Raw genomic sequence first — 13,152 nt, 5'->3', positions numbered from 1 at the left:
CCACCGTGTCCGCGAGCCCGTCGGCGGCGACCGTCGAGCCGCACTACCGCATACCGGTCAGCACCGCCGACTCGCCCGGGCAGCTCGTCGCCAAGGCGGCCCGTGTGCGGCCCACGGAACGTCAGATCACCTGGCAGCGCCTGGAGAAGACCGCCTTCCTGCACTTCGGCGTCAACACCTTCACCGGCCTCGAGTGGGGTACCGGCGACGAGGACCCGGACGTCTTCCAGCCCGTCGGCCTGGACACCGACCAGTGGGCGCGTGCCCTGCGCGACGGCGGCTTCGAGCTCGCCATCCTCACCGTCAAGCATCACGACGGCTTCGTCCTCTATCCCTCCCGCTACACCCGGCACAGCGTCGTGTCGAGCAGCTGGCGTGACGGCCACGGCGACGTGTTGCGCTCCTTCGCCGACTCGATGCGCAGCCACGGCATCAAGGTCGGCGTCTACGTCTCCCCGGCCGACGAGAACCAGTTTCTGCACGGCGTCTACGCCAACGGCAGCGCCCGCACCACGCACACCGTGCCCACCCTCACCGAGGGCGACGACCGGGCGGGCGAGGGGCTGCGCAGCTTCGACCTCCAGGCCACCGACTACGGCGCCTACATGCTCAACCAGCTCTACGAGGTGCTCACCGAGTACGGCCCCGTCGACGAGGTGTGGTTCGACGGGGCCCAGGGACGTATCCCCCCGGACAAGGTGGAGCGCTACGACTGGGACAGCTGGTACGAGCTGATCCGCACCCTCGCGCCGGACGCCTCCATCGCCGTGTCGGGCCCCGACGTCCGCTGGGTCGGCAACGAGGGCGGGCTCGCGCGCGAGGACGAGTGGAGCGTCGTCCCGGTGCAGGAGAAGGACTACGGCCGCACCGACTACGCCCTTCACTACGAGGCCGCCGACCAGGGCAGCCGTGCGGCGCTGGTCCAGGCGCAGCCGCTGGCCCAGTACCTGCAGTGGTGGCCGGCCGAGTGCGACGTGTCGATAAGGCCCGGGTGGTTCTTCCACGCGGACCAGCAGCCCAAGTCGGTGGAGCAGCTCACCGACATCTGGTTCCGCTCCGTGGGACGTAACTCCGTCCTGCTCCTGAACATCCCCCCGGACCAGCAGGGCCGCCTGCCCGACGCGGACGTCGCCGTCCTCAAGGAGTTCCGTGAGCGCGTGGAACGCGAGCTGCCGGAGGATCTCGCCCGCGGATCCCGGGCTTTCGGCGACGGCCGCCGGGCCGCCCGTGCTGTGGACGGCGACCCGGACACGGCGTGGACATCGCCCGCGCCGTCCGAAGGCACGCTCACGCTGGACCTCGGCCGGGAGCAGGCCGTCGACCGGATCCGGCTCGCCGAGGACATCCGTCACGGCCAGCAGGTCGAATCCGCGGCCATCGAGGCACGCACGGCCGACGGCTGGCATCACGTGGCAACGGTCGGCACGATCGGTGCCTCCCGGATCCTCGCCCTGCCCACCGTGGTGACGGCCCGTCAGTGGCGGCTGCGCATCCTCACATCCCGCCAGGCGGCCTCGATCGCCGCCTTCGAGCTCCACCGCTCGCGCGTGTGACGACGGCCTCCGACGCGGCAGGGGCGCCTGCCACCTGCGCGACACCCGCCCCTGCCGCCACCGAAGGCCACTGCCCCTGAACGGCCAGACATCGGAGGAATGGACTGGAGGGGGCGTCGCTCTCCCGGCCAGGGCCCTGCGCCGCCATCGACGCCCTGCGGTTCGAGCCCCGACACAGGCCCGCCGAGCCTGATGGCCGTGGCGGGGCGCCCGGCGGAGTCCGTCGGGCGCCCCGCTGTAGGTGGAACCCGGTTCTCAGGAGGCGGGTACCGGCTGCTCCGGTGCCAGTGAGTTGCCCGGGGCGATCCTGCCGCAGTCGGACGGTGCGGCCTTGCCCGCGAAGCGGTCGTCGAGCCAGTTCAGCGCGGTGGGCGCCCAGGGCAGGGGCGAGGCGACATGGCTGAGTGCGTTGTACTGCTGATACTTGATCGCCGCGCTGCCCGTGGCGCAGTACTGCCGGGCCAGCGCCCGTACGTCGCCGGCGACCATGACTCCGTCACCGGTGCCGATGCCCGGCGGGTTGTTGAAGGTCCCTTCCGCGACGCCGCCGTTGCCCTGAGCGATATAGCCGGGGACGTCCGGGGTGGGGGCCGAGCCGAGGTTGATCCTGTTGACCGCCTCGACGAACTCGGGCACGGAGTTCGGGTTGGCGTACTCCGGCTTCGCCATCTTCTTCCAGGTCAGACCGGGGTAGCGGCCCAACGTGTCGGCGATGGAAGCGTGTTCGACCTTGTCGTACACCGACTTGCCGTAGTCGCTCATGTACTGCTTGAGGTCGATGTCGTACGCCCGGGCGACCCCGATCACGGCCATCGGAATGACGCCGGACCACACCAGGCTGCCGTCGACGTACTCGAGGTTGTGCGAGGGCTTCACGAGCAGTCCGCCCTCGGCGTATCCGACCAGTTGCCGGTTGACGTCCGGCGCGTAGTCCGGTGCGAGTGCGGCGGCCCAGTTCGTCGCGATCGCGCCGCCGGAGTAGCCGATGAGGCCGAAGCGGGCGTCGGGTCTGATGCCGGTCCGCGCGGCGGAACTCCGCGCGGCGCGGATCGAGTCGAGCGTGTTGTACCCGTACTCGGGGCCGGCCGCGAAGTTGGCGGTCTGCCCCTCGGTGTCCGGGATGATCACGTCGTAGCCCGCCAGGAGCAGCGGGGCGATGAAGATGGTCTCCGCGTTCGCGATCGCGCCGCCGAGGCTCACATCGCCCGCGATGGCCCGGGACGGCCCGTGCTCGGGGTCAAGGGAGTCGTAGAACGACTGGTAGGAGACGGCCTTGCTGCCGTCGCTCGTCGCGGAGCGCACCACGGTGGTGACACCGGCGGCCGGGCGGTTCTGTGCGTCGGAGGTGCGGAAGAGCAGTTGGACGGCCTCGACCGGGGTCGGGATGCCGAGGACGTGGTACTTCAACGTCCGCTTCTTGAGCACGTCCCCGGGTGTGAAAGAAGAGAGCGGCTCGCTCCCGTCGTACGTGTAGAAGGCGTCGCTCGCGGCGGCTGCCGGCGAACCGGCTGTCGACGGGGGCGCGGCGGCCGACGGTGCGGCGACGGCGATGCCGGGCGCGGCGGTCAGGACGAGGGCGGTGACACCTGCGGTGGCGATGTGCCGAACGGTTTTCTGCATGACTCCCTCGACTCGCGATAGCAGCTGACAGGGATGACTGCTGAGCCCGCCACAGGTGTTACCGGCGGGTAAGGCCCGGCGAAACTTACCAACGAGTAAGGAAGTTGCCCAGAGGTGCGGCAGAGATTTGTGAGCCCTCGCTTTGCAAACCGGCGTCCGTGCGCGATCAAGTAGCCTTGATCGCTTGGGAGTTCGACGGAGGGCAACGGGGGCGCGCGTTGGCGTGGGAAGAGTGGGAGCAGTTGATCAGTTGAAGGCCGCAGCGGCCGAGCAGCATGCGGCCGCCGCGGCATCCGGCATGCGGCTGAACCAGGTGGCGCCGGAGCCGGGAGGCGGCGGGTCCGGCGGCTTCGGCCCCGGCGACGGGTTCCGTGTGAAGAACCAGTCGCTCGACGGCAGTTCGCATCTGCTCATCGAGCTTGCCGGGCTGCTCTACGAGGGACGTCCGGACGGGGAGCTGTGCACGACGGCGCGCGCGCCGCGTTCACATCCGGATGTGGCCGAGAAGGTGGACCGGTTCGCGCGCTTCGCGGACGACCAGTATCGGGACGTGACCTCGCTGCTTGCCGCGCGCTCGTCGAGCGGAACGCCGATGTATTCCGGCGCTTGCGCGATCTGCTCCTGAGCATCGAGCCGTCGGCGTCCAAGGCGGCGAAGAAGACGGACTGGGTGAGTGAGAACCGCAAGCCGTACGACGACCGGCTGCGCGAGGCGAACGGGCTTGTCACGCATCTCTCCGACGGCTAGGACAAGGCGCGGAGCGCGCTTCTGCACTACGCGCGTGCACTGGAGACAGCCAAGTCGCACTACTCGGACGGGCTGCGCGCGGAGTCGACGCTGAAGGGCCTGGTCGCTCAGGTGGGCGAGGCGATCACGGAGACCGCGCAGCGCGCCGAGCCGATGCGGCAGCCCGAGAACAGCGCCAGGAACTGGCCGCCCGCTACAACGGCGGACCGTATTGGCAGAATGACCAGGCCCAGGCCTATGCCCGTGGCTTCGACCGGAACCTGGACGACGCGAGGGGCGCCATCACGTGAGCGGGGCAGGACGCGTGACCGGTACGGCGCGCGGATCGTGGACGGTCGTGCTCGTACTGGCGAATCTGCTCAGTTGCTATGTCGGCTACGGCGCCCTGTTCATCCGGCCCGAAGGGTCCTGGGATTCGGCCGCGATCGACGGCATCGCCGCGGCCGCCGTCTTCCTGTGCGTCCTCGGCGGCCTCACCCTTCTTCTCTCGTACATGCCGGTACGGCGCGGCACTCTCGCCCGCTGGTGGCTGCTGCTGCCGGCGGTGTTCCTGCTGACAGGGGTCGCGCGTCTGATCCATGTCGAGTACGCGTATCCGGTCTGACCGGGCCGGACTGCCGGGGATTGCTGTCCGGCCGTCCGTTCTCCCTGTTCCGTTCGTACGCGGTGACGCACGCGGCGACCTAGGTCCCGTGACGACGGGACTTTCGGCAGCGTGCCGACGGGTGGGCTTTAACTAGCGTTTACGGCAGATCGCAGGCCGTTCACGTTGGCAGGAGTACGTCATCAACACCCGGTACAAGTCCGTAGCCGTCCTTACCGGCACAGCCCTCGCCGCGTGCACGATGACCGCGTGTGGCGTGGGCGAGAAGATCAGCGCGGGACTCGAGGTGAAGGGCGCCTTCGAGAAGCTGATGGAGCAGCGCCAGATCTCCGCCGAGCTCGGCTTCGACGGCACGGCGGACGAGATCCTGACGCAGTTGAAGAAGGATGACGTCGACGCCCCGGGCACTTTGGCACGCACTCTCGCCGACGCCCGTGTCTCTTTCGGGCTGAGCTCCGACAAGCCGCTCGACTCCCTCACCGAGAAGGAGTGGGAGAAGGCCACCACCTCCCTCGGTTTCGCCATGGGCTCGGGCAAGGACCTCATCGAGGTGCGGGCGATCGGGGACACCCGGTTCATCCGCGGTGACATCAAGGGAATCATCGAGCAGTTCGACCTCGGCTCGGAGCGCGAGGACATGGCGCTGTTCGACGAGATGACCAAGAGTGTCGACGAGTTGCCGGGCTCCCTCGGCTCGGTCAAAGCCGCCCTGAGCGGTGAGTGGATCGAGATCGACCAGAGGGAGTTCGAGGAGTTCTCCGCCGAGCAGTTCACCGAGGACGAGCACAACTCGCTCTTCCCCGGCGGGGGTTTCGGTGAGATCGACGCCAAGGACCAGCAGAAGATCCTCGACGCCTTCGGAAAGGCCCTCGGTGAGAACGGGGACATCAAGGCCGAGGGCAAGAAGGACGGCGCCGAGCGATTCAAGGTGACGCTGCCCGCGCGCGACACCGCGAGCGACCTGCTCGAGGGGCTCGAGCCACTGGAGGACAAGCTCGGCCTGTCCGGCATCGACGCAAAGGACTTCGCGGACAAGGACGTCGACATCACCATCGACGTCAAGGACGGCATGGTGAGCAAGCTGTCCTTCGACCCGAACCAGTTGGACCGGAACAGTGACGCCGCCCTGCCGGTCACCATCGCCCTCAAGGCGGGCGGCGATCCGGTGAAGGCCCCCGCCGGTGCCGAGAAGCTCAACCCGCAGGACGTCCTCGGCGCCTTCGCATTCATGGCGATGCAGAACGGTGAGTGGGAGAACAACGTCTGACCGGCCACGTCCTGACGCGTAGCCGATCCGTGCACCGACCGCTGCCCCAGCGCCGGGTCAGCGGGACGGGTAGCGCATCAGAGCGCGATCCCATTGGTCCGCTGCGTGGAGCAACGCGGCCGCATCCATGCGCACCCCCACGGCGTACTGGTAGACGTCGTCGCCTCGCTGCCAAGGAGGTGCTGCCTCCAAGGACAGGTGAACGCGAATGACTGACCTTTCTTCGCTCCGGTCGGCGAGGCTGAAGGCCAGGAGCGGTTCGATGAACCCCAGGTCCGGGCACAACTCGCCTTCGCCGTCAGGCCCGGTCACAGGCACCGTGCCTGCGGCCACCGCACGTAGCCACGAGGTCACCCGGCGAGCCTCATCGGTCAGCAGACACGGCTCGGCGAAGGACCAGCTGCCCTCGGGGGTCGTCACCGTGCCGTCGATGACCAGCCAGTTGTCGTCGTACGAGTCACCCCGGGCCGCAGCGAACTGATAGCGCACCGGATGGAGTTCGACCCTGCATACGCGATCACTCAAGAGCACTGCGCCAGGATGCCACGCGCAAGCCGGCGGGACGGTGGCTAGAATCGCTGCTCATGTCGAAGCCTGATCAACTGCTCGTTGACATCGCCTCCCTGGTGGAGTCCGGGAACAGCAATCAGATGTCCATGACCGTGGTCGCCGGTGGCGCCGTCATCACCGGCCGGCTGGCACCCGAAGCGGTCTGGAGGCAGCGGGTGTCGGAGGTCCTGGCGGACTCGGACCGCCTGAGCGATTTCTCCGCCGTCTTCGCCTCGTCCACGGGCAAGGCGCAGCCGCCCACGCATCTGCATTTCCATGTGGCGCGAATCTTGCAGGGTGCGGTGGGAATTCCGGAGAGCGGCGGGATGTACCGGGTGGCGATCGAGGACGTCAGTGCCTGGACGATGGGCGACTTCAGCTACGTGGAGCACTGAGCGGGCTCGCGGACCGCTAGGGCCTGACTTGTGGATCAGGCCCTAGCCCAGCGCCGGGATCTCGATCGCCGGGCACCGGTCCATCACCATCTCCAGCCCCGCCCCACGCGTCCGCTCGTACGCCGCCTCGTCGATCACGCCGAGCTGGAACCAGACGGCCTTGGCGCCGATCGAGACCGCCTCGTCGGCGACCGGGCCCGCCAGGTCGCTGTTGACGAAGACGTCGACGACGTCGACCGGGAACGGGATGTCCGCGAGTGAGGCGTAGCCCTGTTCGCCGTGGACCGTTTCGGCCTTGGGGTGGACGGGGACGACGCGTTTGCCGAACTGCTGCAGGACCCGGGCGACTCCGTAGGCGGCGCGGTCCTGGTTGTTGGACAGGCCCACCACGGCCCAGGTGTCACCGGATTCGGTGAGGATCTTGCGGACCGTCTGCGATGTCCCGTACATAACCGGCTCCTGATCGTCGGGTGAGGCTCTCGGGGGAGTAACGAGGCAGAGGGCCGTGCGATTCCCGGTCGTGCGGCCTGCGCCCGCTTGAGACTGCGGTGGCCGTCCCCGCTCCCGTCCTCGCTCCCGTTCCGGTCCGGTGCCGTCGCGCTGGCCCTCGGCCTCAGCTTCACCGTCGCCCCGCCGTCGTTCGCGGACCGGGACGGCGTCAACCACCGCCCCCAGGCTTCGGCCGGCACCACCGTGTCCGGCCGTGTCGATCCGGCGGCGGTGGACGGCACCCCGGCGTTCGGCTGGCTGCCGCGCGACACCGATGCGAACGAGGTGCAGTCCGCCTACCAGTTGGTCGTGCGCGACGGTCGCGGACGCACGGTGTGGGACAGCGGCAAGGTGCCCGGTGCGCGGCAGTCCTGGGTGCCGTACGCGGGTGAGGGTCTCGTCGCGGGGGCCAAGTACCAGTGGACAGTACGGACGTGGGACCGGCGCGGTGATGTGTCGCCGTACGCGCGCCCCGCGACGTTCGGTACCGGGCTCGCCGACGGGGACTGGTCCGGCGCGCAGTGGATCCGGCGGCCCGCCACCGGCAACGACGCGGACAACCAGTGGACCGCGGCCCGCAAAGTCATGCGGTTGTCCGCTGGAAGAACGGCGCCATGAACGCCGTCTACCCCAACGGGGACGGCAAGCGGGACATCCCCGACTACACCGAGATGTTCCCCGAGTGGGTCCTGCTACTACCGGACGACCGGCGACCGCGACCTGCTCCGGCAGGCCCTGCCGGTGATGAAGAACATCTCCGAGTACGTCTCCTCCGCCCTCGACGACCGCGGCCTGGTGGCCGATCTGCCGGGCGGCAGCGGAGCGTACAAGTACGGCATCATCGACTGGCCCGCCCCCATGCGCTACGGCTACGTCGTCGACGGCAACGTGAACCGTACGGTCGTCAACTCGCTCGGCGTGGGCGCCATGCGCTCGACCGCCGAGGCGGCCGAAGCCCTCGGCGACACCGAGGCGGCCACGCTGTACGAGGACCGGGCGGACCGGCTGGCCGCCGCGATGCGCGAGCAGCTGCGCGACCCCGGGAGCGGCGCCTGGTCCGACGGTCTCACCGCCGACGGCAGCCGCATCGCCCACGCGGGACAGCACGCGCAGACCTTCCCCGTCGCCTACGGCGCCGCAACGCCCGCCGAATACGCGGCACTTGGGGAGCGCATCTCCGCGTACGGCATGCAGCAAGGCCCGATGACCCTGCGCACCCTGCTCGAAGCCCTGCGGGTCACCGACCGCCCGGACACCGTGGTGGACCTGCTCACCGACCCGCACCACGACGGACCGGCCGAGGTGCTCGCCGAAGGCGGCACCTTCCTCTGGGGGCAGTGGACCCCCGGCTGCCCGGCATCCGCCTGCACCGGCGCCCAGGTCTCCCAGAGCAGCAGCGAAAGCCTCTCCCACGGCTGGGGCGGAGCCGGGATCACCGGCATCCTCGAAAGCGTCCTCGGCCTGACGATCACGTCACCGGGCGCGGCCACCGTGCGGATCGCCCCCGCGGACAAGGGACTTGATCATGCCTCGGGCACGCAGTGGACCGAGCGCGGCACCGTCGCGGTGGACTGGCGCAGGAACCGCCACGGCGTGAACACCGAGGTCACGGTCCCGGTGAATGTGACAGCGACGGTCGCCCTGCCTGTGGTCCCGGGCGGCATCTACCGCGTCACGGGACAGGACGCCCGCTATCTCGGCGTCGAGGACGGCCGGGCCGTCTACCGGGTCGGATCCGGACAGACGTCGTTCCACGCGCACGCCGGCAACGAAGGGAACGGTTCATGACCGACCAGCGGCACTTCTCCCGCAGAGGGTTCATCGGCGCGGCCTCCGCGCTGACCGCCGCGACGCTGATGTCCCGCGTCGTGCAGGCGGAGTCGGCGGCGGCCGCCGCACCCGCCGGCGAGCGCGGGGGCCCACGTATCGACAGGCACGCCCTGGTGTCCCGGCACCGCGTTGTGCGCCACCACAGCGACCTGGACCTGCCGGTCCAGGTCGGCAACGGCCGGTTCGCCTTCGGCGCCGACGTGACCGGGCTGCAGACCTTCGTACCGTTCAACGCCCTGTCCGACTGGGCCTGGCACGCCGACCCGCTGCCGCCCGGCAAGGGGATCGCGGACTACCGGGGCACCGTCTGGGACACGTATGGGCGCGACGTCCTCTACTGGACGGACGACGACAACGAACCCGAACTCCACAACTGGCTGCGCGAGAACCCCCACCGGGCGAACCTCGGCCGCCTCGGTCTGCGGCTGCTCAAGGACGACGGGACCGAGGCCGCCGAGAGCGACCTCACGGACACCGTTCAGGGACTCGACCCTTGGACGGGCGTCCTGCGCAGTTCGTTCCGGCTCGACGGACATGCGGTGACGGTCGAGACCCCCTGCCATCCCGGCCAGGACGCTGTCGCCGTGCGGATCGAGTCGCCGCTCGTGCGGCTCGGCCGTCTCTCGGTGTTCCTGCACTTCCCGTACGCGACCGCGGCCGGACGCAACAAGTTCGAGGCCCCGTACGTCGGCCTCTGGGACCGTCCCGAGCAGCACACCACGACACCGCGCCGCCGCGGCCGCACTCCCGTGGTCGCCCACACCATGGACGCCACGCGGTACGAGGTGGGCCTCGCGCTCTCGCCCGGCGCACGGATCAGCCGGCCCGACCCGGCACGCCACCGCTACGAGGTGACGACTGGCGGTGAACGACTCGATGTGACAGCTCACTTCGCTCCGGAGATCGACGGTGCCGTGCCATCCGCAGCCGAAGTGGTGCGGCAGAGCGAGAGCTGGTGGCCGCGGTTCTGGCGGACCGGCGGGGCGATCGAGCTGTCGGGGAGCGAGGATCCGCGGGCGCACGAGCTGGAGCGCCGGATCGTCCTGAGCCAGTACCACCTGGCCGTCAACGACGCGGGCAACGACCCCGCCCAGGAGTCGGGACTCGTCAACAACGGCTGGTACGGCAAGTTCCATATGGAGATGTACTGGTGGCACGCCTTCCAGTACGGGCTCTGGAACCGCTGGCCGCTCCTGGACCGCAGCACCGACGTCTACACCCGCCTGCTGCCCACCGCGCGAAGGCTCGCGACCTCCCAGGGCTTCTCCGGTGCCCGCTGGCCGAAGATGACGACGGCGTACGGCGATGCCATCGGGCGCGAGTCGCCCGGCATCCCGACCTGCCTGCTGATCTGGCAGCAGCCGCACCCGCTCTTCCTCGCGGAACTCGACCACCAGGCCCACCCGGGACGGTCCACGCTGCTCAAGTGGCGCGAAGTCGTGCACGAGAGCGCGGAGTTCATCGCCTCGTTCGCCCACCGCGAGGACAGCGGCCGGTACGTCATCGGCCCGCCGATCATGTGCTGCAACGAGCGCAACCCGTCGGCCGAGACCCTGAACCCGGCCTTCGAACTGTCGTACTGGCGCTTCGGGCTGCGCATCGCACAGGAGTGGCGCGAGCGCCTCGGCCTGGCCCGCGAGCCGCACTGGGACGCCGTCCTCGACGGCCTCGCCCCGCTGCCCGTCGAGGGCGGGGTCTACGTGCTGTACGAGGGCGTGCCGGACATGTGGACCGAGCGGAACACCAACCACCCCGATCCGATCGCCCCGTTCGGGATGCTGCCCGGTGACGGCGTCGACGTGGAGGTCATGCGGGCGACGACCCGCAAGGTGCGCGAGACATGGCCGGTCACCGACCTGTACAGCTGGGACTTCCCCCTCCTCGCGATGAACGCCGCCCGGCTCGGCGAGCCCGGCCGCGCCGTGGACTACCTGCTGCACGAGCGGTTCGGCTTCACCGACACCGGGTTGCCGGCCAGTGGCAAGAGCGGGGTGCCGTCCCCGTACTTCCCCGCGGCCGGAGGTCTGCTCTACGCCGTCGCCATGATGTGCGCCGGCTGGGGCGACTCACCCGGCGGGCCGGTGGGGGAACGGGGGCGTCCAGGACCGCGAGGAATGGCGCCCGGATTCCCGGACCAGGGTTGGACGGCGCGCTGGGAGGGCCTCGCTCCCGCCCTGTGAACTGCGGCCCCCGCAGGGCGCGTTCCGGAGGAGTGGAGGTGTTCGACGCCTGTGTCCCGGAATGCGCCGTCACGGGTGGCCCGCACAGTTCGTTCTGCACTGTCCGTGTGTGCATGCGCATGGCACGATTGGGGATCAAGTTCCCTACTGTGCCGAGGAGTTGCCCGTGGAGCCGTTGACCGGTGGGGATCCGCGGCAGGTCGGTCCGTATCGGATCCTGATGCGTCTCGGCGAAGGCGGGATGGGGCGGGTCTACCTGGGGCGTTCCCCCGGCGGGCGGACCGTGGCGGTGAAGCTGGTGCACGCCGGCCTTGCCTCGGCTCCGGGCTTCCGGGAGCGGTTCGCCCGGGAGGTGCACGCCTCGCGCGCCGTCTCCGGTGCGGGCACCGCGCCCGTCGTGGCCGCCGATCCGGAGGCCGATGTGCCCTGGCTGGCCTCCGCGTACATACCCGGGCCCTCGCTGTCGGAGACCGTGTACCGGTACGGGCCGCTGCCGGAGCCCGCACTGTGGCGTCTCCTTTCGGGGCTTGCCGAGGCCCTGGAGGTGGTGCACGCCACCGGCCTTGTGCACCGGGACCTCAAACCGTCGAACGTCCTGCTGTCCCTGGACCGTCCGGTGCTGATCGACTTCGGGATCGCGCGGGCCGCCGACGACTCGGCGCTGACCGGGACGGGACTTGTGGTGGGTTCGCCCGGATACATGTCGCCGGAGCAGGCCGAGGGGAAGGCGGTGACCGCGGCGGGAGACCTGTTCTCGCTGGGCGCGGTGCTCGCGTTCGCGGCGACGGGGAACAATCCGTTCGGCGGCGGCTCGGGACCCGAACTGCTGTACCGGATCGTGCACCACGAACCGGACCTGACCGGTGCGCCCGATGAGTTCGCCTCAGTTGTACGGGAGTGTCTGAGCAGACGGCCGGAGAGCAGGCCGAGCCCGAGCGAGCTCACGGCACGGGCCGGAGCGCGCACCGAGGCCGGTGGTGACTGGCTGCCCGCCCCCGTCGCCTCGGCGATCGCGCGCCGCGGCGAGGTGCTGCTCAACCTCGAGGCCGAGGAGATCACCCCGGGTCCGGTGGGGAACGGGATCCCGCCCACCGCCGTGGTCACCGAGGTGGCGCCACCACGGCCCGCCTCTCCTCATACGGCGCCCACGCGCACGGCCGGGGCCGATGCGCCGACCCCGCCGCCCCCCGGATTCGGCCCGCCGCCCGCTCCGCACGCCTTTCCCCAGGCGTCGCCGCCGTACATCCCCGGCCATGGCGCCTTTCAGCACCCCACACATCCGGGGCCCGCCAAGGTGGTGCCCAGGCGACGCGGTGGGCTGATCGCGGCTGTTCTCGCACTCGCCGTCGCCGGAGTCGTGGGCGTGGCCCTCGCGCTCAACTCCGGTGACGGGGAAGGGTCGTCAGGTGCGCAAGGCGGCGCCGCGACCTCGTCCCCGCCCGCCGCCGAGCGCTCCGAAGCCCCTCCCGTGGCGGATTCGGGACAGCCGACCGAGCCGGAAGCCGAGGACCGGTCGTCCGTGACGGGCGAATGGCGCGGCACGTACACCTGCTACCAGGGAAAGACCGGCCTGACGCTGACGATGTCCGAGGACTCGGGTGCCGTCACCGCCACGTTCGACTTCTACGCGGTGGACACCAACCCCGACGTCCCGTCGGGGACCTTCGCCATGAAGGGCACCTACTCGGGAGGGCGCCTGAAGTTGCTGGGCGACCACTGGATCCAGCAGCCCGAGGGCTATCTCATGGCGGGGCTCGCGGCCGATGTCGACGGAGCGTCGCCGCAGACGATCACGGGCACCGTCACGGACGACGACGGGACGCCGTCGGACAGCTGCTCCACCTTCACCGTCGCGAGGAACTGACCGCGAAGAGGCGGGACCCGGCCGCGCTCCCCGGTCCGGGCCCGGACCGGGGAG

General features: G+C 70.1%; 13 protein-coding genes and 1 pseudogene. 11 read left to right on the top strand and 3 right to left on the bottom strand.

Going from position 1 to position 13,152, the window contains the following annotated elements; translation table 11 throughout:
* Positions 1–5: 5 nt before the first annotated feature.
* Positions 6–1,553, top strand: a complete 1,548-nt coding sequence (locus ABT367_RS37355) for an alpha-L-fucosidase (protein WP_352257902.1) — start codon at positions 6–8, stop codon at positions 1,551–1,553.
* Between the two features lie 255 nt (positions 1,554–1,808).
* Here ABT367_RS37355 and ABT367_RS37350 read toward each other — a convergent pair whose 3' ends face one another.
* Positions 1,809–3,173, bottom strand: a complete 1,365-nt coding sequence (locus ABT367_RS37350; protein WP_352257899.1) for a lipase family protein — start codon at positions 3,171–3,173, stop codon at positions 1,809–1,811.
* A 250-nt stretch (positions 3,174–3,423) separates the two neighbouring features.
* On the opposite strand from ABT367_RS37350, the gene ABT367_RS37345 reads away from it, so the two are divergent.
* From ABT367_RS37345 to ABT367_RS37330, 4 genes are all read left to right on the top strand, one after another.
* The gene (locus tag ABT367_RS37345; RefSeq protein ID WP_352257897.1) at positions 3,424–3,798 is read left to right on the top strand and encodes a hypothetical protein; all 375 of its coding nucleotides are present in this window, start codon (positions 3,424–3,426) and stop codon (positions 3,796–3,798) included.
* Positions 3,780–3,920, top strand: coding sequence for a hypothetical protein (locus tag ABT367_RS37340; RefSeq protein WP_352257896.1), 141 nt, complete (start codon positions 3,780–3,782; stop codon positions 3,918–3,920). Before ABT367_RS37345 ends, ABT367_RS37340 begins: the two co-directional genes overlap by 19 nt.
* Positions 3,921–4,206: 286 nt before the next feature.
* A complete protein-coding gene (locus ABT367_RS37335) occupies positions 4,207–4,524 on the top strand; it encodes a hypothetical protein (RefSeq protein ID WP_352257894.1) in 318 nt (105 codons plus the stop codon).
* A 256-nt stretch (positions 4,525–4,780) separates the two neighbouring features.
* Positions 4,781–5,791, top strand: coding sequence for a hypothetical protein (locus ABT367_RS37330; RefSeq protein WP_352257892.1), 1,011 nt, complete (start codon positions 4,781–4,783; stop codon positions 5,789–5,791).
* Positions 5,792–5,848: 57 nt separating this feature from the next.
* Here the strand turns inward: ABT367_RS37330 and ABT367_RS37325 are convergent, their stop codons facing one another.
* A complete protein-coding gene (locus ABT367_RS37325; RefSeq protein ID WP_352257890.1) occupies positions 5,849–6,322 on the bottom strand; it encodes a WapI family immunity protein in 474 nt (157 codons plus the stop codon).
* Between the two features lie 53 nt (positions 6,323–6,375).
* Here ABT367_RS37325 and ABT367_RS37320 point away from each other — a divergent pair, with 53 nt between their 5' ends.
* On the top strand, positions 6,376–6,735 hold the full coding sequence (locus ABT367_RS37320) for a hypothetical protein (protein WP_352257888.1): 360 nt from the start codon (positions 6,376–6,378) through the stop codon (positions 6,733–6,735).
* Positions 6,736–6,777: 42 nt separating this feature from the next.
* On the opposite strand, the gene ABT367_RS37315 is transcribed toward ABT367_RS37320, so the two are convergent.
* Entirely contained in the window at positions 6,778–7,185 is a 408-nt protein-coding gene (locus ABT367_RS37315; protein WP_352257886.1) for a CoA-binding protein, read from the bottom strand.
* Positions 7,186–7,272: 87 nt separating this feature from the next.
* Between ABT367_RS37315 and ABT367_RS37310 the strand changes: the two genes are divergently transcribed.
* From ABT367_RS37310 to ABT367_RS37290, 5 genes and pseudogenes are all read left to right on the top strand, one after another.
* Positions 7,273–7,842: a hypothetical protein gene (locus ABT367_RS37310; RefSeq protein ID WP_352257884.1), complete on the top strand. Its 570-nt coding sequence runs from the start codon at positions 7,273–7,275 to the stop codon at positions 7,840–7,842.
* A gap of 87 nt (positions 7,843–7,929) precedes the next feature.
* Positions 7,930–8,640: pseudogene (locus tag ABT367_RS37305) on the top strand (MGH1-like glycoside hydrolase domain-containing protein); the annotation flags it as partial.
* 15 nt (positions 8,641–8,655) lie between these two features.
* The gene (locus ABT367_RS37300; RefSeq protein WP_352257901.1) at positions 8,656–9,012 is read left to right on the top strand and encodes an alpha-L-rhamnosidase C-terminal domain-containing protein; all 357 of its coding nucleotides are present in this window, start codon (positions 8,656–8,658) and stop codon (positions 9,010–9,012) included.
* Positions 9,009–11,234, top strand: a complete 2,226-nt coding sequence (locus ABT367_RS37295) for a hypothetical protein (protein ID WP_352257882.1) — start codon at positions 9,009–9,011, stop codon at positions 11,232–11,234. The genes ABT367_RS37300 and ABT367_RS37295 overlap by 4 nt, the downstream gene beginning before the upstream one ends.
* A 166-nt stretch (positions 11,235–11,400) precedes the next feature.
* A complete protein-coding gene (locus ABT367_RS37290) occupies positions 11,401–13,098 on the top strand; it encodes a serine/threonine-protein kinase (protein ID WP_352257880.1) in 1,698 nt (565 codons plus the stop codon).
* Positions 13,099–13,152 lie beyond the last annotated feature (54 nt).

This window comes from Streptomyces mesophilus, from assembly GCF_040300965.1.
In the GTDB taxonomy this organism is placed as follows: domain Bacteria; phylum Actinomycetota; class Actinomycetes; order Streptomycetales; family Streptomycetaceae; genus Streptomyces; species Streptomyces mesophilus_A.
The sequence above is the reverse complement of the archived record's forward strand: the minus strand, read 5'-3'. Positions and strand labels throughout refer to the sequence as shown.

Bases quoted from the DNA above. Each gene is read 5' to 3' on its own strand.
- ABT367_RS37295 (WP_352257882.1), top strand. From the start codon at position 9,009: ATGACCGACCAGCGGCACTTCTCCCGCAGAGGGTTCATCGGCGCGGCC.
- ABT367_RS37315 (WP_352257886.1), bottom strand. From the start codon at position 7,185: ATGTACGGGACATCGCAGACGGTCCGCAAGATCCTCACCGAATCCGGT.
- ABT367_RS37350 (WP_352257899.1), bottom strand. From the start codon at position 3,173: ATGCAGAAAACCGTTCGGCACATCGCCACCGCAGGTGTCACCGCCCTC.
- ABT367_RS37320 (WP_352257888.1), top strand. From the start codon at position 6,376: ATGTCGAAGCCTGATCAACTGCTCGTTGACATCGCCTCCCTGGTGGAG.